Source organism: Brucella anthropi ATCC 49188 (assembly GCF_000017405.1).
GTDB classification, from domain to species: Bacteria; Pseudomonadota; Alphaproteobacteria; order Rhizobiales; family Rhizobiaceae; genus Brucella; species Brucella anthropi.
This window is the reverse complement of sequence record NC_009667.1, coordinates 1,235,383-1,259,114: the sequence shown is the minus strand read 5'-3', so window position 1 is coordinate 1,259,114 and position 23,732 is coordinate 1,235,383. Positions and strand designations below refer to the sequence as shown.

The window sequence follows — 23,732 nt, the reverse complement described above, 5'->3', positions numbered from 1 at the left end:
TCCTGCTCCACCGGCACCCGAAAGACAGTTCTGGGAGAAAGATCATGAGTTTCCGCACTCTCGACGATGCTGACGTCAAGTCCAAGCGCGTACTGGTCCGCGTTGACCTCAACGTGCCGATGGCGAATGGCGAAGTCACCGACCTGACCCGTATCGAGCGTATCGTTCCGACCATTGCCGAGCTTTCCAGGAAAGGCGCAAAGGTAGTTCTGCTCGCCCATTTCGGTCGCCCCAAGGGCGTTGCTTCGGACGAAAATTCGCTGAAGCATGTCGTGAAGCCGCTCTCCAAGGTGCTGGGACCCCATATTTCTGGCCGGAGTGTCCATTTTGCCGAAGACTGCATCGGCGAACACGCCAAGGCCGCCGTTGATGCACTGAAGGACGGCGATGTCCTGCTTCTGGAAAACACCCGTTTCCACAAGGGCGAGGAAAAGAACGATCCGGAATTCGTCGCGGCTCTGGCAGCCAATGGCGATCTTTATGTGAACGACGCGTTTTCGGCTGCCCACCGCGCCCATGCTTCGACCGAAGGCCTCGCACACGTCCTGCCCGCCTATGCGGGACGCGGCATGCAGGCCGAGCTTGAAGCGCTGGAAAAGGGCCTTGGCAATCCGGCTCGTCCGGTTGTCGCCATCGTCGGCGGCGCAAAGGTTTCGACCAAGCTCGACCTCTTGTCCAACCTGATCGAAAAGGTTGATGCGCTCGTTATCGGCGGCGGCATGGCCAATACTTTCCTGGCAGCGCAGGGACACGATGTCGGCAAATCGCTCTGCGAGCACGAGCTGGCCCACACCGCCCGCGAAATCATGGCCAAGGCCGAAACCACCAAATGCGCGATCATCCTTCCGGTCGATGCTGTCGTGGGCTGGCACTTTGCAGCCGATACGCCGAACAAGACCTATGGAGTCGATGCAGTTCCAAGCGACGGCATGATTCTCGATGCCGGGGCACTCTCGACCGATCTGATCGCCTCGGCCATCGATGATGCGGCCACGCTTGTCTGGAACGGTCCGCTCGGTGCGTTCGAACTGCGTCCGTTCGACACCGCGACGGTCAAGACCGCAAAACACGTCGCCGCCCGCACCAAGGCTGGCAAGCTGGTTTCGGTCGGCGGCGGCGGCGATACGGTCGCAGCCCTCAATCATGCTGGCGTAGCCGACGACTTCACCTATATCTCGACCGCAGGCGGCGCCTTCCTCGAATGGATGGAAGGCAAGCCCCTCCCCGGCGTTGATGTGCTGAAGAAGTAGAGCATTTCCAGCAAAAGCGTGAAGCGGTTTTGCGCGGAAGAATGTATAAGAACAAATAAAGCCCCGGAAATCCGGGGCTTTTTCTTCATGCTTTGGGGGTCAGCTTCAGGAGACGTCCCGGATTGTCATCCTCGATCAGCCAGATGGCCCCGTCGGGACCGACAGCCACATCGCGGATACGGTTTTCCATTTCAAAGCGCTCGGCTTCGTCCGCCTTGCCATCCTTGTCGATCACGACACGCACCAGCGACATGACCGAAAGCCCTCCGATCAAAGCCGAGCCGCGCCATTCGGGGAACATGTCTCCCTCGTAAAAGGCAAGCCCGGCCGGAGCGATAACCGGCGTCCAGTACACCAATGGCGGCTCGAATTCCGGACGTGTGCTATGGCGCGGGATCGGCCTGCCGCTATAATTGTCGCCATTGGAAACAACAGGCCAGCCATAATTAAGACCGGGCTTGATGAGATTGAACTCGTCACCGCCACGCGGGCCCATCTCGTGCTCCCAGAGCTTTCCATCGGGGCCGAAGGCCAGTCCGTACGGGTTGCGATGGCCGGTTGACCAGGTCAATGCCCTTACACCTCCCGCATCCGCATGCGGATTATCCTTCGGCACGGAACCATCGAGATTCATGCGGAGAATTTTCCCCATGGGAGCCTCATCGTCCTGCGCGGTTGCAGGCAACATGCGGTCGCCGACGGAAAGGAACAGATGTTTGCCATCCGGCTCGAATGCAATAATGCCGCCCGGCTGTCCGCCGCGAGCCACCGCATCCTGTTTCCAGATCGTGGTCTTGTCCTGCAGCGCTGCCTTGCCGTCACCTTCATCCAGCACAGCGCGCACCAGAACGACGCTGCTGCCGTTCTTCGCCGGTTCGTTATAGGAGAAGTAGACTGCCTTGCCCTTTTCGAAATCCGGAGCAGGCGCAATATCGAGCAGGCCGTTCTGGCCACTGAATGCCACTTCCGGCACACCATCGACAGCAGTTTTGTCACCCGATTGCGTGACGATGAAAATCTTGCCGCCCTTCTCCGTCAATAAAAGTCTGCCATCGGGCAGAAAGGCGATAGCCCAGGGCGTATCGAATTCGGCAACCGACGTTGCAGTAAACGGAGCACTTGCTTCGGCCTTCCTGCCACCGGCATTGATGCTCTCAGCCGAAACATCCAGCACCGGCAGGACAACCATTGATGCTGCCAGAACAAACGGCAGGCTCAAAAGGGCGCGTCGCATATCTCCTCCTCAAATCTGGACAATGGAAAACGGGCGAGGTTTTTCTCACTGGTTTCTTACATGGGGGTTGAGAGGCGGATATCAAAACGAGTTTCGGGAAAAACCTGAGATAACCAATCTGACGGCGTTTAGGAAAACTTGCTTCACCTAAACCGTTTGAATTTTTTTCAACCGTTTCAATGGCTTGCGCTCGCCATAGTTTTAACCAACACTCCCTCATCGCTTTGATAGAAGGAGCATTGCATATGACTGAACGTCTTGAAGACATTGCGATTGCACTGGTGGCAGCAGGAAAAGGTATTCTCGCCGCCGATGAAAGCTCGGGCACCATCAAGAAGCGCTTTGACTCGATTCATCTCGCCTCGACGGAAGAAACGCGCCGCGACTATCGCGAAATGCTGTTCCGCTCGGACGAAGCGATGAAGAACTATATTTCTGGCGTCATTCTCTATGATGAAACCATAAGGCAGAAGGCCAAGGATGATACACCGCTTGTCGAAATCATCCGCAAGGCGGGTTCTATTCCGGGCATCAAGGTCGATGCTGGTGCCAAGCCGCTTGCTGGTTTCGACGGTGAAACCATCACAGAGGGGTTGGACGGTCTGCGCGAACGGCTCAATGAATATTACGCACTTGGAGCCCGTTTCGCCAAATGGCGCGCAGTGATCTCGATTTCCGATGGCCTGCCCAGCTGGGGCGCGGTGAAACAGAATGCACAGGCGCTCGCCCGCTATGCAGCGCTTTGCCAGGAAGCAAACATCGTCCCGATTGTCGAACCCGAAGTGTTGATGGACGGCCGACCGGGCGATCATACCATCGACCGTTGTTACGAAGTGACGGAATGGGTTCTGAAGACAGTGTTTACGGAACTTTACGATGCTCGCGTCAGGCTCGAAGGTATGATCCTGAAGCCGAATATGGTCATCGACGGCAAGAAAACGCGCAAGGCTTCCGTCGAGGAAGTGGCGGAGAAAACTGTCCGCTGTTTCCGCAACACAGTTCCGGCAGCAGTGCCCGGCATCGCCTTCCTTTCCGGCGGCCAGACAGGCGAGGAAGCGACCGCCCACCTTTCTGCGATGAATGCGGGCTTTGACATGCCGTGGAAAATGACTTTCTCCTATGGCCGTGCCCTGCAGGCGGCAGCGCTGGACGCCTGGGGCGGCAAGGATGAAAACATCGCTGCTGGTCAGCGGGCTTTCGCACATCGGGCAAAGATGAACGGTCTGGCTGCCACCGGCGGCTGGAAAAAAGATCTTGAAAAAGCAGCCTGACTTGTCTTGAGAAACAAGAGCCCGGCCATGTCAGCCGGGCTTTTCTTCAGCCTTCGTGCAAGTGGAACCCCACCGCCAGTGCCATGATCAATATGGCGATGACTGCGATCTTCCAGAAATCGCCGCGCTGCTTCAGGCCCGGCAGGCCAAGCGGTTTGATGATGTGCAGCCCCATCAGAAGAACAAGCAGCACAGGCAGAATTTTGGTCACAAATCACCTCTCTGCCTCCTTGTGACGCAGACAGGCCGTCGCTGCAAGATGCGTGTAACAGACACAACCCTTTTACCGACAAGGTTCCATCTTCATCTTAAGTTTCATGGACGAGCCGCCGCCGGGCGGCGTAAACTGCATGCGGAGGTGATGAAAAGCGCATGGAGGAGATAGACCAGAACAGGTCGATCTTGCGCTTTCGTCAGCAGACTAATCAGGAAGCGACAACCGCCCGACGGGTGGCGTTGCGCATGCTTCTGGGAGGAAGAGCATGACTTCGAAATATGCCGAAACCTATGCCGCATGGCAGGCCGATCCTGAACGTTTCTGGGCTGAAGCGGCGCAGGCAATCGACTGGTTCAAGCCATGGGACCAGGTTTTTGCGGGCGACGAAGGTGTCTATGGACGTTGGTTCAAGGGTGCGCAGTGCAACACCTGCTATAATGCGCTCGACCGCCATGTCGCCAAAGGGCGCGGTGAACAGGTTGCGCTCATCTATGAAAGCCCCGTCACCGGCACGATGCGCAAATTCACTTATCGCGAACTGCTGGAAGAAGTGGAAGCGCTGTCCGCCGTCATGCTCGACAATGGTGTATCGAAAGGCGACCGCGTTCTGATCTATATGCCGATGGTCCCCGAAGCGGCTGTCGCCATGCTGGCATCGGCCCGTATCGGTGCAGTCCATTCCGTCGTCTTCGGCGGATTTGCCGCCACTGAACTCGCAACCCGTATTGACGACGCCAAGCCAGTCATGATCATCACCAGTTCCTGCGGTATCGAGCCTACCCGCATCGTGCCCTATCAGGCCATGCTCGATAAGGCGATTTCACTTGCGCAGCACAAAGTCGATCATTGCATCATATTGCAGCGCGAGCAGCACCGGCACGAACCGGTAGCAGGACGTGACCTCGACTATCGCGAGGCCGTTGATGCCGCGCGCGGTCGTCATGTTCCCTGCACGCCGGTTGATGCTACCGACCCGCTTTACGTACTCTACACGTCCGGCACGACCGGTGAGCCGAAAGGCGTCGTGCGCGACAACGGCGGACACATGGTGGCGCTTGACTGGTCCATGAAGAATGTCTTCGGCGTGAAACCGGGACAAGTATGGTGGGCCGCATCCGATGTGGGTTGGGTGGTTGGCCATTCCTACATCGTTTATGCCCCGTTGATCCATGGCGCGACCAGCATCCTGTTCGAAGGCAAGCCTATCGGCACACCCGATGCTGGCACCTACTGGCGCATCATCGCCGAACATGGCGTTGAAGTAATGTTCACCGCACCGACGGCGCTGCGTGCAATCAAGAAAGACGACGCGGACGGCAATTTCGTGCGTCGCTACGACCTTTCAAAGTTCCGCGCCCTCTATCTCGCTGGCGAACGCGCCGATCCCGACACGATTCACTGGGCAGAAAATCTGCTGGGCTGCCCGGTGATCGATCACTGGTGGCAGACGGAAAGCGGCTGGCCGATGGTCGCCAATCCGCTCGGCCTCGGTCTTCTGGAAACCAAATACGGCTCACCCGCTGTCTGTCTTCCGGGTTACGATATCCGCGTGCTGGACGATGAAGGCCACGAAGTCGAGCGCGGCCAGCTCGGGAATGTTCTCATCAAGCTGCCCCTGCCGCCCGGTTGCCTGCCAACACTCTGGAACGCCGATGAGCGTTTCCGCAAAGCCTATCTGAACGAGTTCCCCGGCTACTATAAAACCGCCGATGCCGGCTACATGGATGAAGATGGCTATCTCTACATCATGAGCCGCACTGACGACATCATCAATGTCGCTGGCCATCGCCTGTCGACCGGGGCGATGGAGGAGGTACTTTCCAGCCATCCCGATGTTGCCGAATGCGCTGTGCTTGGTATTTCGGACCCGGTTAAAGGTCAGGTGCCTTGCGGCTTCCTCGTGCTGAAATCCAACATCGACCGCGATCCGCAAGAGGTCGAGAAGGAATGCGTCAGCATGGTGCGTGACGTCATCGGACCTGTTGCAGCCTTCCGGCTGGCGCTGACCGTAAAGCGTCTGCCCAAGACGCGGTCTGGCAAGATTCTACGGTCAACCATTCAGAAGATTGCCGACGGCGAAGAATGGAAGATGCCGGCCACAATCGATGATCCGGCTATTCTGGACGAAATCAGCACCGTTCTGCGCGAGCGTCACACCGGTCTCGCCTTCGCCTGATCTTAACCGTCCCGACTATTGACCGGCGGTTTCCGCCGGTCCACTCTCCATGCAAATTGGAGATCGATCATGCAATTAGAAGGCAAGGTGGCAATCGTCACCGGCGCTGCCCGCGGTATTGGCTATGCCATAGCAAAGCGCTTCCTGATGGATGGCGCAAGCGTAGTCCTGTCCGACATCGACAACGCCGCCGCCATGCGCGCAGCCAAGGATCTGGAGCAATTCGGCCCGGTTCGCCATATGGCGGCGGATGTGGGGGACAAGCTCGATGTCCACAATCTCCTGACCTTCACCATCACCAATCTGGGTGAGGTTGATATTCTCGTCAACAACGCGGGTATCGTGCATCAGGCGGATTTCCTTGACCTCAAGGAAGAGGATTTTGACCGTGTCATGCGTGTCAATCTCAAAGGCGCGTTTCTGTGCGGACAGGCCGTGGCAAAACGCATGGTGGAGCGAGTCGAATCGGGCGGTGATCCAGGCACGATCATCAACATGTCATCGGTCAACGCAATCTTCGGTTTGCCGGAGCAGCTCGCCTATTCCGTTTCCAAGGGCGGATTGAACCAGCTGACACGTACCATGGCAGTAGCGCTCGCCCGTTGGGGGATTCGCGTCAATGCCATCGGCCCCGGCTCCATCGAGACCGACATGCTTTCCGCCGTGAACACAGACGCCGATGCCCGCAACAGGATTCTATCAAGAACACCACTGGGTCGCATAGGCCAAGCCTCTGAAATTGCTTCGATAGCGTCTTTTCTTGCATCGCGGGATGCGAGCTATGTAACAGGCCAGACCATCTATGCGGATGGTGGGCGTCTGCCCCTCAGCTATACAGCAGCACCACGCTATAAGGCATGATGTTGCGGCCCCGCTATATTAGGAAGATAATGAAATAAGGATTTGCTCCTGACAGAAAGCTGTCAGGAGGGGTGTGCGATACTGCGTATCCAAGGATGAGGGAGATTTCACCATGGCACTCGCAATCGCACCATTGATCGCAGTTTTGAAGGAATACAGGCGCAGGCATGATGAACGCCGTCGTTTCATTCGCACCGAGCGTGTGATCGATGGACTGCCGAAAGACCTGCGCAAGGATCTGGGCTGGCCGGATCGCTATCTGGAACAGCGCAACACCAAATACTGCAACGGAGAATAAAACGGAATGCGCCGTGCAGACCGCCTTTTCCAGATTGTTCAGCACCTGCGCGGTGGCAGGCTCGTCACCGCGCGCCAGCTGGCCGAGCGGCTGGAAGTCTCCGAACGCACCATCTATCGCGATATTTCCGATCTGCAGTCGACTGGCGTCCCCATCGATGGCGAAGCCGGTGTCGGCTATATTCTGCGGCAAGGCTTCGAACTCCCGCCGCTTATGTTCACGCGCGATGAAATCGTCGCTCTGGTTGCCGGGGCGCGCCTCATCCGCGCCTGGGGCGGCGTTTCCATGGCGCGTGGTGCAGAAGAGGCTCTGGTCAAGATCGAAGCCGTTCTGCCCAAGGAAGAACGCGCTCGTATCACAAGTACTCAGATACATGCGCCCACGGCCCGCATCAGCATGGACGAACGCCGTATCATCGACGCGGTGGAACGCGCCGTCGATCAGGGCAATGTACTCAATATCCGCTATCGAGATCTGGAATCGCGCGAAAGCGAGCGTGATATTCGCCCGCTTGGTCTGTGGTTCTGGGGCAAGGTCTGGACGGTTATCGGCTGGTGCGAATTGCGCAATGCTTTCCGCACATTCCGGACCGACCGTATCGTTGAGGCCAGCGACGCAGGCCGCCTCTTCCGGGCCGAACGCGGCAAGACGCTGGGCGATTTCTACCGCCTCATGGAACTGAGCGAATATAACGCTTTTAAAGACTGATCATTGCCTTCCAAGCCCAAGATGACCGCTAAGCCGTTCTGGGACTGGCTCTTCTATCGCTTTCCGAGCAGAATGAATTGTATGAACTTTCAAATGAGTTCGGTTCTGACGCGATCTGGCTAACGTTGACGGTCGACAGATATGGCAAAATGCCCGTTCGGTTGATCTTTGAACCCGCGTCCTTGCTGCTGTTTCTGCCGGTGTCACACTCAGAATATGTGGAACGGCTCTGCTTCGCACGCCGATATGCTTGAAGCAGATCGACGCGCGAAACTAGAGAGGAATTTTTGAACCCGGCTTATTTCGTCAGAGCGGCAATGCGATCAAGAGCGCTTCCAAAACCTTTGAGCGAGACCTTGAAAGCAACTGGCTGGCTGGGTTCAAGTGCGGTGGCAGTGATATTGAGATTGGCTGCCGTCTTGAGCTTACCGACTTGCTTGGCATCGAAAGAAAGTGGCGCCAGACAACCCTGCGGCAGGCAGGTCGAGAAGGTGAGCGCGGGTGCTTCTCCCTCGTCGATCTTCAATGTGGCGCCCTTCGCCAGATTCAACCCAAACGGCATCAAAAGCACGCCTTCAACCTTGCCGCCAGCGACATTGCGCAGTTCGACCGTCAGGACACGCTGGCCAGTCTGGGAGGAGTTCTGCATCTGGTTCATGATGCAGTTTGTGCTCTCTTTCTGCGCCTGGCAGGAGATGGACCAGTCCTGATAGGTTTCTGTGAGGGTGCTGGCGCCTCCGGGTAACGGCGCTGCCGAAGCTGTTGCCGTGAGAGCCAAGAATGCGGCGGCGGAGAGGAACGAATAACGATAGTTCATAGAAATGCCCTTGTGAAAATATTGTTTTGATGCGCCCCTGTAATGAATGCCAGGGACACTTGATCGTTTTCATCGCCTACAGACGATGGTGGAAGTTCCATGCGACTGGCGAATGCGTTAGGGCGCGTTTCGATTTGATCGATTCAGATCGACGCTTTGTTTGTTTTAAAGCGCATCTTGTCCGAAAGCCGCTTCACACTTTTCGGAATACGCTCTAATTGACGGTAGCTTTCGTTTGTCCGCGCAGTTGCTCAATCTGGGCCGTGATCTTGCTTAAATCCTCGTTGAGGAAGTCCTGCTCACGCTGGCGCAGCCATTGGTCCAGTTCCGGCTTGGTCGCTTGAGACGGCGCATTAGCGGCATTCAGCAGAAGAAGCGGAAAGGTTTCCTTGAGGAACTTTTCCCGGGCGCCACCCTTCTTTTCATCTATGGCGCAAACCATGGAGATCGCCGCATTGGCTATCGCCTCGGTTGCTTGCAGACGCGCTGCAAGGTTCAGGATCAATTGATGAAGGTGTTCAATATCGGTCATGGTTTTATCCTGACTGGCTGGTGTTGTATTCTGGTATGGAAATCAGTTCGTGGCCCGGCGCAACCTTGTCCGTTACGATGAGCACGCTCTCAACACAGTCGCCGCGTGGCTACACGATGCTAACGATGCCGGCCGTGCTGATGCCTGCGAACCACAGCAGAGCTTTCGGCGTAGGCAACTGTCCAGAAATATCCTCGACCAGAGGGGCAAATGCCCGCAGTACAAATCTTGGATATGGTCAGGCGCGTGCCAGGCCGCCACCTCAGATCGATGAACGGCTCGGACCGGACAAGGTCACCACCCGCGTCAACAAAGGCCGCCATCGGTCTTTCCTTTCTCGCATTCAAAGTGAGGCTCCCGGTCCTCCATTGGAGTTTCGGGAGCCTCAGATTGCAGAGCTCATAGCCCAGGCCTGGGTCTTACCACTTCAACTTGAAGCCGACGGTTGCCTTAAGAGCATAGCTGTCAGCGAAGTGATTGAGTGAGGTGTTGATCGAGCCCTCACCATAGACGGCGTATTTCTGGTCCGCCCAGGCATAGGTGCCACCGGCACCGATGCCTGCCCAGGTCTTGTCGTTGTCGGTGTCGATATCAACACCGGCCACGTTGATACGCATTCCGCCAAGGAAGGACTGGTAGAGGTTGGCGACACCATAGACCGAGGTGTTGACCATGAGGCCGTCTTCACCCGTCCAGTCGTTGCGGTAGTTTGCAGCAAGGCCAAGACGCGCCGTCAGGCTGTTGGAATTGTCGAGACCAACCCGGTTACCCATAATGTCCTGGAAAGCGTCCGCATCCAGCGACGACCACATCAGCTGCGCCTGCGGCGTCAGCGACCAATGATCATCGATGGCGACACGCTGGCCTGCTTCCACACTCATGGCATAACCGAAGGCCTTCGCGCCGGTAGCCAGTGCCGAATTCATATCATCGGAAGACAGGTCATTATCGAACCAGGTAAGCTGGCCCTGCGTGTCTACATAGAAGCCATTGTTGCCATACCAGGTCGCTGTTGCACCAAGGCTCCAGGCACGCGTGTCGGTATAGCCGTCACCGAAGAACGAGCTGGTATTGCCATGGGCCGTACCGTACTGCCCGGTGATGCCAGCAACCAGTTTTCCGTTGTCATCCTCGTAGAACTGACCGTCAACGCCTGCCTGCATGATGAAGGTATTGATGTCCTGCTTCATGCCGGTGACGCTTTGCGGTTCAAGCCGGTTATGCGCTCCTTCGATACGCGCCCAGATGCCATTTCCGTCGACCATGGCGCCGTTCGTCTGGCCGTCGCCATTCTCGCCCGTCCAGTACCGGTTGCCCACACGTTCCTGCAAGGTCGGCAACTTGTTCAAGGCCTGCATGTTCTGGCCGTACCCCTGATAGACCGGCACGCCAGCGCCATAACGGGGACCATTGTTGTCTGGGTTGTTTGGTTCCGTATCACCATAACGGCTCACGAGATACCAGTTACCATCCTTGTTACCGCTGCCCGATCCTTGCTGCAGTGTATAGGCATAGGCGCCAGCCCAGATAGCCTTCTTGTTATCCTTGGTTGTGTAATCGCTGACAAGCGAGAAGGTACCATTGGACTGCCCGGCAACATCGACAACTTCGATACCGTTGACCGTCTGGCCACCAAGCCCACCACGATTAACTACTTGCAGATTGGTAGTGCCTGAGGTGTCACCAGCAACCTTCAATCTGTCGGTCTTGGAGTTGTCGTCACCAAGCACCGTGTTGATGACGAGGGTGCCATTGGAGCCGGTGTAGTTACCAGCTACCGTCAGAGTGGTTCCGGCTGTCATGTCACTCAGAGTAACAGTGCCACCATTGTCGAGGGAGGCCACAGTCGTATCGTACCCGCCAATATCCAGCGTCCCGTTGCGCGTCGTCGTATAGGCCGATGCCGAACTGAATGCACCTTGGCTTCCCTGCGCCAGCGTCCCCTGCTTGACAAGCGTTGCACCGGTATACTGGTTGGAACCAGTGAGCGTCAGGTCAGCCGCACCGGATTTGGTGAAGCTGCCAGTGCCGGACAATACGCCGCTATAGGTCGAGTCCGCAGCTTCATTGACGGTGAAGGTTCCTGAGCCAATGTTGACCGTTCCGGCCCCACTGAGACCGCCAACCGTGTTGCTGGTACTTCCGAGATCTACTTTGCCATTATCCCCGACAGTCAGGACCCCGGTGCCGAAAGCATTGTCACTGCCCGCCTTTACGGTACCGCTGTTGACCGTCAGCCCGCCGCTGAAGCTGTTGTTTCCGCTCAACGTCAGAATTGTATTCGCACCGTCCTGAGTGACCTTGCCACCGCCGGCAATATTTCCGGCGAAATTGTAGTCCCCCCCCCTGCTTGAAGGACAACGTTCCCTCTCCGTTAACATCATTGGCAACTGTCACGTCACCTTTTATGTCACCCGAGTTGGTTCCGTCACCAAGCTGGAGCACACCGTTGCTGACGGTTGTTCCGCCGGTATAGGTGTTCTGTCCGGTAAGGACCAGTTTGCCGAGTTCGGTTTTATCGAGACCCTGGTTGCCGGTAAGCACGGACCCGATGGTTGCAGTCATCGCGGCGCCATCGACGGTTCCATCGCCAACCGCAATGATCGGCGCTCCCGTCGTGCTCGTCAGGTTGAGAGAGCCGCCATTAATCACATAACCATCGACAACGAAGCGCATACCGGCCGCATTAACCTGTCCAGCAGTGTCATCGACAGTGACATTACCCTTTTTGCCACCGAAGAAAGCGAATGAGCCATCATCGAAAGGCGCAAGCACACTGGCCTTATCGTCGGACCAGTTTTTATTGGTCGCGCTCCAGGTACCATCACCTCCGACAATGTTACCACTTTCGATATCGGCGATAGTCCCTTCCCCGTTCCAGTACTGAACCTTTGCGCCATAGGTGTTCACGATATAGACTGAGCCGGTATAGGCGGTCACGACCGACATACGGTCCTTCGCCGCCTGTCCTCCCGGTACGGTACCGAACGAAAGGCCATCATCCGTCAGTGTGCCATCATAGGTGAACAGTTTGTAGGTCCCTGAACCGAAACCGCCAGTATCGACCACATTGAGGGTACCATCCATCGTCAGACTGCCATCCACATGGAAAGCAGCCTGCTGGGACACGCTGCCCCACTGGACGCTGGTTGTGCTATTAGCGGCGAGGGTCAGATCACCTCCGATAGTCAGCGTCTGCCCGCCTTTACCGTAGAGAGTTCCGCTTGCCACATCGACATTGCCGTCGATCTTGCCAGCACCGCCAACTCCGGCTGTGCTGTTGACGAGATTTACATTGCCGCCCAGTTCATTGTCGACCTGCAGATAGCCGTTGTTGACAGACGCGGTCCCGGTAGCGGCACTTGCGTCACCGTTGATGATCAGCTTGCCGCTTCCATCCTTCGACCAATCCGTGGTTCCGGTCATATTGCCAGCCAATGTCAGGTCGGCATCGTTCTGGAATGTCGCTCCGGCATCGCCAACAACCACATCACGGTCCATCGTGAACTGCGCGGTATTCTGCAACGTGCCATTCTTGATTGTCAGAGAACCGCTTGTGTCGCCCATATTGGCGTCAGCCGAAACAGCCAGCGTTCCGCTGTTGATTGTGGTGCCACCGCTATAGGTGTTGGTGCCCTTCAATGTCAGCGCGTCACTGCCGGACTGTTCGACATTGCCGAAACCACTGATCGTTCCCGCAAAGACCGGATTGCTCGACATGTCGAAGACAAGCGTGCCGTTATTGTTTGCATCTGCACCGGTATTGACATTGCCCAGGATTTTTCCGGTTGTCCCGCCATTACCAAGCTGGAGCGTGCCGCCAGCTATTGTTGTATCGCCAACATAAGTGTTGTCCTTGGCCAGAACCAGTGTTCCAGCTCCGCTCTTCGTCAGGCCGCCATTACCTGAGACAACGCCGTCAACAATCGTGTCATTGACCGTGTCATCCGTTTCGATCGTACCGTTGCCTGCTCCGAGAGCAAAGGCGCGGGCACTGGCAAAGCCTTGACTGTATTTGAGAGTCCCACCGTCAATACTAACCTGACCGCTAACATTGCCGAGGTTGTTCTCGTTGCTTACGGAAAGCGTTCCGGCCGTGATCGATGTGCCGCCGCTGTAAGTGTTGTTCCCAGTGAGGATCGTTTCGCCGGTACCCTTCTGCGCAAACTGACCGGCCCCTGAGATCACGCCACCGAAGGTAAATGTTCCAGTTTTGTTAATAGCGAATGTTGCTATCTGCGGCCCTTGGGCATCGACGGAAATTCCATCAGCTTCATTGATCGTGCCGCCGTCGCCGAGTTCAAGCGAACCCTGCAGAACATCCGTTCCACCAGTATAGGTGTTGGCACCTGTTAGAACCAGAGTGCCATAATCGGTTTTCTGCAGGCCTTCCGTACCAGCAATCGGCGCTGCGATCGTGGCCGTCATGGCCTTGCCGGCATCGGTTGTATCCCCTACACGAATGATGGGTTTATCAGTTGAGGGAGTGTTTGGGTCATGAGCAAGTGTGATGGGATTGTTACCGGTCAGACTATATCCGTCCGCTTGGAACGCCATACCGGACGCTTGAATACCCGTATCAACGGCTACTGTTCCAGCCGGCCCGTTAAAGAGAGCAAACTCATAGTTGTTCCAGAGACCTGTAATGCCTAGATCGTTTGAGTCATGCCAGCTCGGATCAGTCTGGTTCCAAGTGCCGTCGCCACCCTTCCAGGTATTCAGAACAACACCAGCAGAGTTCATAATGTTTATTTGCTTGTTAACATCATCATAGACAATATAGGCATCAGATGATTGGCCGCCCGGTACGGTACCTATCTTCAAGTTTGCGGGATCGGTTCCGGTAGCTGTGCCCTGATAATCAAACAGGCGATAGGCTCCGGGGCCGAAACCGCCAAAATCCTGAATATTCACGGTACTGCCTTGGAAGCTCAGCGCACCTTGAACATTAAACAGACCTGTGCTGTTCGGAGCTCCGTAAGCAACCTGTATCGTGCTGCCTGCCTGCATAGTCAGGCTACCACCGAAGGTCAGTGTCGCGCCATCCTGGCCCTTCAGCATTCCGGCAACCGTGGTATTGCCTCCGATTGTGCCGCTACCACCAAGGGTTCCACCGGCTGCCACACTCATTGATGATGCTGCGCTGCCAAGGGTGCCATTCACATAGAGACTTCCTGCGGTGACATTCGTTGTTCCTTCGAAGGCACTGCTATCAGCCGTGAACGTCGACGATCCCTGCCCGTTCTGCTCCAGAATGCCGCTACCGCTTAAGACATCATCAAAATTAATGTTGGTATCTGCAGCAGCATCAAAAGCGAGCGTGCCATCGTTCAACACATCGCCTGCGAGAGAACCATTATTCGATCCATCACCGATCTGTAACTTTCCACCACTATCGATGGTCGTACCGCCGTCGATAACCGCAGAACCTGTCAGAATCGTCGTGCCTGCACCAGTCTGCTCCAGTTTTCCGCTTCCGGCGATATCACCTCCATAGGTCAGTGTGTCCCGGTTGAAGATCAGAGTGCCATTGTTCTCGATATTGCCCGTCAGACTCCCGCGCAAACCGTCATCGCTGCCGATCTGCAGTATTCCCTGCTCAATGGACGTTCCGCCACTATAGGTATTGGTTCCCGAAAGCGTAAGCTTGCCTAGGCCAATTTTAGTCAGTCCGCCCGTACCGGTAATATCGCCCGCCAGTTCTGGACTGTTCATCAAGGTGTCGATTGTGCCGCCCGCGGCCTGAAGCGCAATCTCACGGTTCGACTTGAAATCGCTGCCAGTGATCTGGAGCTCGCCGCCATTGAAGGAGAGGTTGCCTGTCGAAGCTCCCAGATTGTCATCGCTGCCGACCTGCAGCACACCGTCATTTATAGACGTACCGCCCTTATAGGTGTTGACACCTTCGAGTACGAGCGCGCCTTCACCAGCTTTCGTGAGACCGCCATCACCGCTGATCACCTTGCTGATCGTCGATGTTCCCTCATCAGTCTGGATCGTCGCATCCCCGTTCAGCGTGAAGGTGCGGTCCATTGTAACGCCATTTGCCAACTCAAGCGTGGTGCCACCAGCCATGGTGACGGAACCACTCGCCTCGCCAAGATTGGCATCGGCACTGATCTGCAGAATACCGCCGTTGATCGTCGTGCCGCCAGCATAGGTGTTGGTCCCCGACAGCGTAAGCAAGCCGCTACCTGTCTTCGTCAGACCACCGGTACCGGATACAACAGCAGCAAGCGTGTTGCTGTTCGTTCCGGTGTCGACAACACCACCATCATTGAGAGTAACAGCGTGGCTGAACGCAAAAGAATTTGTCAGCTTAAGGGTCGCACCGTTGGCGATACTTAGCGCACCGGTGCCCAGATTGTCGTCTTCGCTGATAGCAAGTGTTCCAGCCGTGATCGAGGTGCCGCCACTATAGGCGTTTTGACCGGAAAGGGTGATGGTGGTACCCGTTCCCGATTGAACGACCGACCCCGTTCCGGAAATGACCCCGGTAAACTCCTGATATGCACTGCTGCTAAATTCGAGAGTACCATCATTGGTCACATCACCTGTTATCCAGCCAGCACCGCTGAGACGAAGCGTACCCTCCTTGATGAAGGTATTGCCGCTGTAGGAATTGCCGGCATTTGTCAAAACCAGTGTTCCAGTGCCGTCTTTCGTCAATTCGCCAGTGCCGGAGAGAATACCACCAAGTGTGCCCGTATTGCCCTGGGTGTCGATCAGACCTCCCGCATCGTTGATTGTCATGGCTCTTGCAGTCGTGACATCAGCGGACAACTGTAGTGTTCCACCGTTGAAAGTGACCGCACCGCTGGTTGCACCAAGATTTTCATCTTTGCTGATCTGAACGATACCGCCGTCAAGGAACGTGCCTTTGTAGGTATTGGTCCCTGCAAGAACGAGTGTACCCACGCCGGACTTGTGCAATTCACCACCACCGACGACACCGCTCAGTGTGCTGGTACCCGCCATGGTATCAATAGTGGAACCCGTCGTTCCCAGCGTAATGCCTCTGGCGCTCGTCACGCCCTGGCTGAACTGCAGTTCGGCTTCACCGTCAATCGTGACGGCTCCCGTAGCTATACCAAGATTGGTATCGTCCGAAATCTGCAGGATACCCGCCTTGATATCGGTTCCACCTTGATAGTCATTTGTTCCGCTAAGAACCAGGGTACCCGTTCCAGCCTTGTTCAACGCACCGGTTCCGGTCAGCTTGCCGGTGAGTGTGTTGACGCCATCATCAAAAACATCAATCGTGCTATTGGCATTGGTGAGTTTGATGCCACGCGTGGTATCAAAACTTTCATCCAGACGCAGGGTCGCATCACCGATGATAATGCTGTTGCTGACATCCTGGCCAAAGTTCGCATCTTCAAAAACCGCCAGCGTACCGCCATCAATTTCGGTATCGCCGGTATAGGTGTTGATACCGGTCAGGGTAAGTGTGCCGGAACCTGTCTTGGTAAGGTTGCCTCCGTCGATCACGCCTGAAATCGAATTGTCATTCCCATTCGTATCAATTGTCGCCCCGGTGCCGTCAAGCGTCAGGTCATGCGTCATGATGAAAGCATCACCAAACTGCAACGTCGCATCCTTGACATACAAATGGCTCGTGGGATTTCCCAGATTGCTATTGTCGCTGATCTGCAAGGTGCCAGCATTCACATGCAAATTGCCGGTGAACGTATTGTCACCGCCCAGAACAAGCGTTCCCGTGCCCGACTTGTTGAATTGCCCGGTGCCATCAATGACACCTGTAATCGTATCGTTGTAAGTGCCTGTATCGATGGTACCGCCAGAGGCGCCAATCGAATAACCTCGCGTCGATGACAGATCAGCAGCAAACTGAAGTGCACCGCCATCGATATCGACGACGCCTGCAACATTGCCAAGATTATTGTCGGCAGCAACGATCAGGCTGCCGCCCAGAATATCCGTGCCGCCACTATAGCTATTGGCTCCGGCAAGCGTCGTCGCGCCAGTGCCCTTCTGAACCAGCGTTCCGCGACCATCAATTATGTTGCCCAGCGTGAAATTGTCGGAACGATCGATCGCCAGAACTGGAATATATTCCTCATCTGATTTTCCCAACGTGATGCCGCCGGTGACGCTGCCGGTCGTTCCGCCGTCCCCAAGCTGAAGCGTACCAGCCTGAACGGTGGTCTGGCCCGTGTAATCATTGGCTGCAGTGAGTATCAGGGTACCAAGATCGGTTTTTTCCATACCGTCTGTACCGGATAGTACCGCGTTAATGGTAGCCGAGAAGTCTGACGATCCGGCATCACCCACACGTATGATAGGCGCATCTGTAGAACCACTTGCTAGCGTCAGTGGATCCCCGTTAATTATATAACCATCAGTATAAAAATTCATACCTGCAGTAGTAACCGGACCGCTAACCGTAACCGTACCGGCTTGGCCGCTAAACATCGCATATTGAGTAGCAACCCAACTTGCATGCAGACCGCCATCTACATCTGTCCAGTTTGTTGTCGCCGCGTCCCAGGTACCGTCGCCCCCCGTCACCGATGAACCAGAGCTGGTTACAGAACCATCCCAATATCCGAGAACCATTCCCTGATGATTTGTGAGATAGAAATCATTGCCATCGCTATGGAGATCAATATCTCCAGCAACTACACCTTGTGGAAGAGTGCCTACTTGCAATGTACCAGAAACCGTTCCGCCAAAATGGAACAGGTTGTACTGACCCGGGCCAAAACCACCGAGAGAACTGATATTCACTGTATTGTTGTTTAAGTTCAGATTGCCACTAACGTTGAACAGCGTACCCGCACTGGCATCGAATGCACCGTAGGACACATTCAGCACACCTCCCGAAGCAAGCGTCAGGTTGCTTCCGAAGTTAAGCGTTGAACCTTGTGCTCCTATAAGTATGCCACCGCTGTTGATCGTCGTATCGCCGCCGATAGTACCTTCACTACCATTACCGCTAAGCGATGCACCGCTCGCAACCGTAACAGTTCCGGTACCAAGCTTCCCGTCGACGACAAGCCCCCCCGCGCTCACCGTCGTGGCACCGGAGAAGGCCGAGTTGTCTCCGCTTACAGTGAGGCTGCCCGTGCCCTGCTTTTCCAGCGTACCAGTGCCGCTGAGAACATGGGTGAAATCAATATTATTGCTGCGATCGACAATCAATTTACTGTTGTTGACGATATCGCCGTTGATAGAGCCAGTGCCGCCGCCATTGCCGATCTGAAGCGTACCTGCCGAGATGGTGGTCGTACCTGCATAATCATTGTTGCCGGTGACTGTCAGCTTGCCCGCACCGCGTTTTTCAAATGTACCCGAGCCACTGATCTTCTTGTCATAAGAAAGATCGTCCGAACGGTCCACGATAAGCGCCGCATTGTTTACAATATCGCTGTTGAGTTTTCCGCTGGTGCCGCCGGCGCCCAGCTGAAGCGTACCGCTGTCAATCGTCGTAAGACCAGTATAGGTGCTATCACCCGTCAGAATGAGCGTGCCCGTACCAATTTGCTTCAACGAACCTGTGCCGGTGATTGTGCCAGAGTACGTGTAGGAATCGGAACGATTGAACGCCAGAGTGCCGCTGTTGGTGACACTACCAGATATGGCGCCGGTAGCTGCGCCGTTACCAACCTGCAGCACACCACGCTCAATCACAGTATTGCCGGTATAGGTGTTTGCACCAGTCAGAATCGTAGTACCAGTGCCGCTTTGTTTCAGTACACCGGAACCACTGACCACTCCTGAGAATGTACTTGAGTCACTGCGGTTGAACGCCAGCGTTGCGTTGTTGACAACATTTCCCGTAATCGATCCAGCAGCCGCCCCGCTACCGAGCTGCAATGTACCTGCGGAAATTGTCGTGCCACCACTGTAAGTATTGGCGCCCGTCAGAACCAGCGTTCCGCTACCCGTTTTGGTCAGCTTGCCTGCGCCGCTTACAACACCACTGAGCGTATCCGCATCAGTGCCCGTATCGATTGTGCCGTTCTTGTTGGTAATACTGAATGCACGCCCGGACGTGATCGTACCTGCAAGGCTGAGCGTGCCGCCATCCAGTGTCACGTTGCCGGTTGTCGCACCAAGCTTGGCATCGCTGGCGACCTGCAGTGTGCCACCGCTGATGGTCGTCCCGCCGGAATAGCTGTTCGTACCGTCGAGAATGAGCGTACCGGTTCCACTCTTGACCACCGAGCCAGTACCGCTGATGCTACCGGAATAGGTCTTGTTGTCGCTGCGGTTAAAGTTCAATGCACCGTTGTTCGTGACCGCGTTGCTGGCAAGCCAGCCAGTCGTACCGCCATTGCCGACTTGCAGGGTTCCGGCGGAAATCGTTGTTGCGCCCGTATAGGTGCTGTCGCCCGTAAGCGTCAGCGTTCCGGCACCCAACTTGGTGAGACTACCGCCACCGCTGATGACGCCAGCATAAGCCAAGTCATTGGAACGATTGAAAACCACCGAACCACTATTGGCTATATTGCTTACAATCGAACCCGTTGTGCTGCCATTGCCGATCTGCAACACGCCTGCTGCAACCGTCGTCGGCCCCGTCGCGCTGTCGGCGCCGGTCAGAATCATCGTGCCCGCGCCCGTCTTGGTCAGCGCACCCGCGCCACTGATGGCGCCTGAAAAAATGCTGCTGCCAGTGACCGTTTCGATCGTGCCGCCGCCTGCGCCAAGCGTCACGGCGCGCGCATTGTCGAAGGCAGACGAAAGACGCAGCGTGCCGCCGTTGAGGTTCAGACCGCCAGAGGTGGCGCCAAGATTGCCATTCGAACCGGCAACCAGCGTGCCGCCATTGATATTCGTGCCACCCGTATATTGATTGGTTCCAGACAGAACCAATGTGCCAGCACCAATCTTGGTCAGAGCACCGCCCGCGCCAAGATTCTGGGCAACAGTGAAAGTATTGCCCGCTGTGCTCACATCGAACGTGCCGCCACCCGCACCCCACGTGATCGCGCGGCTCGTTGAGGTGTAAGTCGTTCCCGTAATCTGAAGCGTGCCACCATTGAACGTCAGCCCACCTGTCGTCGCCCCGAGGGCAGAGTCGGCAGCAACGGAGACAACACCACCCTTTAAAGTCGTTCCGCCTGAATAGGTATTTGCACCCGTCAGCGTGATCGTGCCAGTGCCGGCGCGGGTCAATCCACCTGTGCCGGAAATAATGCCAGCGTAGCTTGTGGATGTTGCACCGTCGATCGTGAGCATATTCGCGCCCAAGACGACCTTGCCGCTTGTTCCTTCCAGCGAGCCTATCGAAAAATCGGTAGTACGCGTACTGCCGCTTATATCAAACGCACTACCGGCTCCGTCAGTCTTGACCCGGGCACCGGCCGCCGTCGCCGCTCCAGTGAATAAAAGCGAACCTGAACCTTGAGCTAAAAGTCTGGTATTTGCTGCAGCGGTGTTGCCTTTGAATTCAACCACTCCAGAACTACCGGCAATCACCGTCCATGCGTTCGTTCCAAGCGTAATGTTGGACGCGGTGGCAAAATCTATTCCGTCAAACGTAATTTTTGCACCAGCGCCATACGTCCCGAATGCAGCCGAGTTATCGCCCAAAATCGACATGGTTCCGGGCAGGGCAGTCGTACTGCTTCCGCCCGTGAATGTTTCGGTGGCGCCGGCCTCAACGAGAACACCATAAGCCGACGCTCCGGTCGTGGATATTGAAGTCGACGCGTCCATCGTAACGCTTGAACCAGCATCCTTGACCCAGACACCGTGTCCATTGCCGGACACAGTCGAGATACTCACGTTTTTGAGAGTAATGCTGGCGCCAGATTGCGCCACAACACCCTGCGCTCTGCCTGCCCCTGTCGCCTTCGTTTCAACGCGCGTTCCGGTGGCAATGATTGAGCTGCCTGCCCCATTCGCATAAAGGCCAAAGCCGTTCGCGCCTTCCGTCGAGACATTCGCACTACCAATTGTCAGCTGCCCACCGCCGTTTACAACAACACCTCTTTTGTCGTCGGATTTGGCTGTAATCGTGACACCATCACCGATGGTCGCATCTTTTCCGCCTGCAATAACCACAGCATCTGCCCCGGTGGCCATCATCTTGGTAGCGGCGCCAGTGATCGAAAGTGAGCCGCTGGTATAATAGACCGCGCTTGCGGCACTCGCGGTAATAGTGCTGCCTTGAATTCTCAGCTCACCCCCCGCAAGCCAAGCGCCGTAGGCTCCTTCCGTGGTAACGGAACTGCCATTGGACAAAATCATAAGCCCGCCACCTGCGACTTTTACGCCGGCTACGGCACCGCCGGTAGCACTGATGGCAACCTTGTCTAAGTTGACCACCCCTTTCGCCCCGGCGGACACTACTCCGACAGTATTATTATTTGTAGAATTGATCACAACATTCGTTAGATTAATGGTCGCGCCATCCGAATACGCACCGATAGAAGAATCGCCAGAGACAATAAGTGTACCGCCATTTATGGTCACCACACTTGAAGAAAGTGCAGATACGGCATCAGAATTCGCACCCGTCGTTGTTACAGTGACATTAGTGGCATTCAGAACGGAATTAGTCCCTTTTGCATACAGACCTGCAGAAAACCTCCCGCTCGTCGAGATTTTATTTTCGCCAGGAGCAACGACCGTGGTTCCATTATCAACTCGAAACCCATCGGCAATGTTAGCCGTCGTAGTAATGGTGTCACCGGCATTCAGGTTCGTATTATTCACCCCCGCCGTATAGTCCGTCGCTGCCGCCCGATGACTGCTTAGCGCCAGACCGGAAACAGAGAGCGCCAGCACCAGCGCCACCTGCGCCAAAAGACTGCCGCCACGCTCTAACCTGCCTTCGACAGCTCCGCTCGCCTGCCCCAAGGTAAAAGCGCGCGCCCAAGGAGCACGTTCAATTCCACGCATCGACATCTCGATCCGACCTTCCCGAGAAACGCGGGTCTGGGTGTTCTCGTCGCGGAATTTTCCAGCAAAGCAGCAGTCGTTCATGCCGTAAGGCCCCTTGGCAAAAGCGCGTTGCAACGCGCAAAAAAGACATCTCTAATCAACATTATAGTGAAACATCATTTTCCATCTCGTAATAAAAGGTGGAATCAAGGCCACTATTTTTAAAATAATTCCGTTATTTCATCAAAATATGCTAGCAGTCAATGCCTTAACAAGACGTATAAGCTCTATTATATTTTAGTTATACTTATATAATGTCTAAGTATATTATTATATTCTTTTAAATCGCGCAGATTTTGGGATCAGGGCATATCTCGAAAAGAAAGCATTGCGATCTGAGCAACGCCGCTCATAATTGCAGTGACGGCAGAAAATGTTCGTGATGATTGACCTGTTCGCGCCGGTGCATAGAGTGGCAAATTCCAGCACTGCCAGCCCACACGGAACCCTTGGCGCTCTACGCCGCCGACAAGCTTTCGACCGAAGCGCTTCAAAGTGTGGCCAACTGCTATGCCGATGTGCTGAAAGCACTGGATTGCCACGACGCCTGTTCCCGCAAGTGAGAAAGCAGCTTGGTTCAACAAAAAAGCCCGGCTATGAAGCCGGGCTTTTTGCATCTCGGTAAAACGGTTTCCCGTCCCGACTATTCTTCTTCGTCTTCATCCGGGGTCGAGCTCTTGAGCGAAGAGAGCTTGGCGAAAACCTTGTCCGCATCGAGCTCTTCTTCTGCAGGCTGCTCGTCACGATAATCGAAATTCTCGGTCGCAGAAGCTGGCAGCAAGGTGCTATCCGATTCCGGTGTCGCCGGACGGTTGCGCGAGGCGCGTTCGACTTCGATGTCGAGATCGATCTGCGAGCAGAGGCCAAGCGTAACCGGGTCCATCGCCGTCAGATTTGCCGAGTTCCAGTGCGAACGATTGCGAATCTGTTCGATGGTCGACTTGGTCGTACCAATCAGGCGGGAAATCTGCGCATCTTTCAGCTCAGGGTGATTGCGAACCAGCCAGAGAATCGCATTCGGACGATCCTGACGCTTGGAAAGCGGCGTGTAACGCGGGCCCTTGCGCTTGGCTTCCGGAACGCGAACCTTCGGTTCAGAAAGCTTCAGGCGATAGTATGGGTCTTTTTCGCCCTTCGCGATCTCTTCACGCGAAATCTGACCCGTGATGACCGGGTCCAGACCCTTGATGCCCTGAGAGGCTTCACCGTCGGCAATAGCCTTCACTTCCAGCGGGTGCAGCTTGCAGAAAGCGGCAATCTGGTCAAAAGACAGAGCCGTATTATCGACAAGCCAAACGGCCGTTGCCTTCGGCATAAGAAGCTGGGTGGCCATTAGATATAATCCTTCTGTTCGTCCGCTCCGGTGGCGCGGGACGTGGGCAAAACCACAATTTCCGGGAAATCACGGCCTATATATCGTTTTTTTATCGCCAGAGCAAGAATGGCTCTG

The 23,732-nt window shown here is 55.6% G+C and carries 13 protein-coding genes; 6 read left to right on the top strand and 7 right to left on the bottom strand.

Going from position 1 to position 23,732, the window contains the following annotated elements:
• Window positions 1-44: 44 nt before the first annotated feature.
• Complete coding sequence (locus tag OANT_RS06120; protein WP_012091320.1) at window positions 45-1,250, top strand: phosphoglycerate kinase; 1,206 nt, start codon at window positions 45-47, stop codon at window positions 1,248-1,250.
• Window positions 1,251-1,335: 85 nt separating this feature from the next.
• On the opposite strand, the gene OANT_RS06115 is transcribed toward OANT_RS06120, so the two are convergent.
• On the bottom strand, window positions 1,336-2,484 hold the full coding sequence (locus OANT_RS06115) for a PQQ-dependent sugar dehydrogenase (protein ID WP_012091319.1): 1,149 nt from the start codon (window positions 2,482-2,484) through the stop codon (window positions 1,336-1,338).
• Between the two features lie 245 nt (window positions 2,485-2,729).
• Here OANT_RS06115 and OANT_RS06110 point away from each other — a divergent pair, with 245 nt between their 5' ends.
• Window positions 2,730-3,755: a class I fructose-bisphosphate aldolase gene (locus OANT_RS06110; protein WP_012091318.1), complete on the top strand. Its 1,026-nt coding sequence runs from the start codon at window positions 2,730-2,732 to the stop codon at window positions 3,753-3,755.
• 46 nt (window positions 3,756-3,801) lie between these two features.
• Here OANT_RS06110 and OANT_RS26845 read toward each other — a convergent pair whose 3' ends face one another.
• The gene (locus tag OANT_RS26845) at window positions 3,802-3,966 is read right to left on the bottom strand and encodes a hypothetical protein (RefSeq protein WP_012091317.1); all 165 of its coding nucleotides are present in this window, start codon (window positions 3,964-3,966) and stop codon (window positions 3,802-3,804) included.
• A gap of 271 nt (window positions 3,967-4,237) precedes the next feature.
• On the opposite strand from OANT_RS26845, the gene OANT_RS06105 reads away from it, so the two are divergent.
• The 4 genes from OANT_RS06105 (at window position 4,238) to OANT_RS06090 (ending at window position 8,015) form a co-directional block, all read left to right on the top strand.
• Complete coding sequence (locus OANT_RS06105) at window positions 4,238-6,148, top strand: propionyl-CoA synthetase (protein ID WP_012091316.1); 1,911 nt, start codon at window positions 4,238-4,240, stop codon at window positions 6,146-6,148.
• 69 nt (window positions 6,149-6,217) lie between these two features.
• Window positions 6,218-7,009, top strand: a complete 792-nt coding sequence (locus tag OANT_RS06100; protein ID WP_010661409.1) for an SDR family NAD(P)-dependent oxidoreductase — start codon at window positions 6,218-6,220, stop codon at window positions 7,007-7,009.
• A 112-nt stretch (window positions 7,010-7,121) separates the two neighbouring features.
• Complete coding sequence (locus tag OANT_RS06095; protein ID WP_012091315.1) at window positions 7,122-7,307, top strand: hypothetical protein; 186 nt, start codon at window positions 7,122-7,124, stop codon at window positions 7,305-7,307.
• A 6-nt stretch (window positions 7,308-7,313) separates the two neighbouring features.
• Entirely contained in the window at window positions 7,314-8,015 is a 702-nt protein-coding gene (locus tag OANT_RS06090) for a helix-turn-helix transcriptional regulator (protein WP_010661411.1), read from the top strand.
• 298 nt (window positions 8,016-8,313) lie between these two features.
• Here the strand turns inward: OANT_RS06090 and OANT_RS06085 are convergent, their stop codons facing one another.
• The 5 genes from OANT_RS06085 to OANT_RS06065 form a co-directional block, all read right to left on the bottom strand.
• Window positions 8,314-8,832, bottom strand: coding sequence for an invasion associated locus B family protein (locus OANT_RS06085; protein ID WP_012091314.1), 519 nt, complete (start codon window positions 8,830-8,832; stop codon window positions 8,314-8,316).
• A 214-nt stretch (window positions 8,833-9,046) separates the two neighbouring features.
• Window positions 9,047-9,364 carry a hypothetical protein gene (locus tag OANT_RS06080; protein ID WP_010661413.1) on the bottom strand — a complete coding sequence of 106 codons (318 nt, stop codon included), beginning with the start codon at window positions 9,362-9,364 and terminating at the stop codon, window positions 9,047-9,049.
• Window positions 9,365-9,783: 419 nt separating this feature from the next.
• A complete protein-coding gene (locus tag OANT_RS06075) occupies window positions 9,784-11,631 on the bottom strand; it encodes an autotransporter family protein (RefSeq protein WP_049768394.1) in 1,848 nt (615 codons plus the stop codon).
• The gene (locus OANT_RS26320) at window positions 11,564-22,324 is read right to left on the bottom strand and encodes an autotransporter-associated beta strand repeat-containing protein (protein WP_144243790.1); all 10,761 of its coding nucleotides are present in this window, start codon (window positions 22,322-22,324) and stop codon (window positions 11,564-11,566) included. The genes OANT_RS06075 and OANT_RS26320 overlap by 68 nt, the downstream gene beginning before the upstream one ends.
• A 601-nt stretch (window positions 22,325-22,925) precedes the next feature.
• Window positions 22,926-23,615 carry a DUF1013 domain-containing protein gene (locus OANT_RS06065; protein ID WP_012091312.1) on the bottom strand — a complete coding sequence of 230 codons (690 nt, stop codon included), beginning with the start codon at window positions 23,613-23,615 and terminating at the stop codon, window positions 22,926-22,928.
• Window positions 23,616-23,732 lie beyond the last annotated feature (117 nt).

What these genes read in the sequence shown, in the direction of transcription:
- OANT_RS06120 (WP_012091320.1), top strand. Translation starts at nt 45, where the DNA reads ATGAGTTTCCGCACTCTCGACGATGCTGACGTCAAGTCCAAGCGCGTA.
- OANT_RS06115 (WP_012091319.1), bottom strand. Translation starts at nt 2,484, where the DNA reads ATGCGACGCGCCCTTTTGAGCCTGCCGTTTGTTCTGGCAGCATCAATG.
- OANT_RS06110 (WP_012091318.1), top strand. Translation starts at nt 2,730, where the DNA reads ATGACTGAACGTCTTGAAGACATTGCGATTGCACTGGTGGCAGCAGGA.
- OANT_RS06105 (WP_012091316.1), top strand. Translation starts at nt 4,238, where the DNA reads ATGACTTCGAAATATGCCGAAACCTATGCCGCATGGCAGGCCGATCCT.
- OANT_RS06100 (WP_010661409.1), top strand. Translation starts at nt 6,218, where the DNA reads ATGCAATTAGAAGGCAAGGTGGCAATCGTCACCGGCGCTGCCCGCGGT.
- OANT_RS06095 (WP_012091315.1), top strand. Translation starts at nt 7,122, where the DNA reads ATGGCACTCGCAATCGCACCATTGATCGCAGTTTTGAAGGAATACAGG.
- OANT_RS06090 (WP_010661411.1), top strand. Translation starts at nt 7,314, where the DNA reads ATGCGCCGTGCAGACCGCCTTTTCCAGATTGTTCAGCACCTGCGCGGT.
- OANT_RS06085 (WP_012091314.1), bottom strand. Translation starts at nt 8,832, where the DNA reads ATGAACTATCGTTATTCGTTCCTCTCCGCCGCCGCATTCTTGGCTCTC.
- OANT_RS06080 (WP_010661413.1), bottom strand. Translation starts at nt 9,364, where the DNA reads ATGACCGATATTGAACACCTTCATCAATTGATCCTGAACCTTGCAGCG.
- OANT_RS26320 (WP_144243790.1), bottom strand. Translation starts at nt 22,324, where the DNA reads ATGAACGACTGCTGCTTTGCTGGAAAATTCCGCGACGAGAACACCCAG.
- OANT_RS06065 (WP_012091312.1), bottom strand. Translation starts at nt 23,615, where the DNA reads ATGGCCACCCAGCTTCTTATGCCGAAGGCAACGGCCGTTTGGCTTGTC.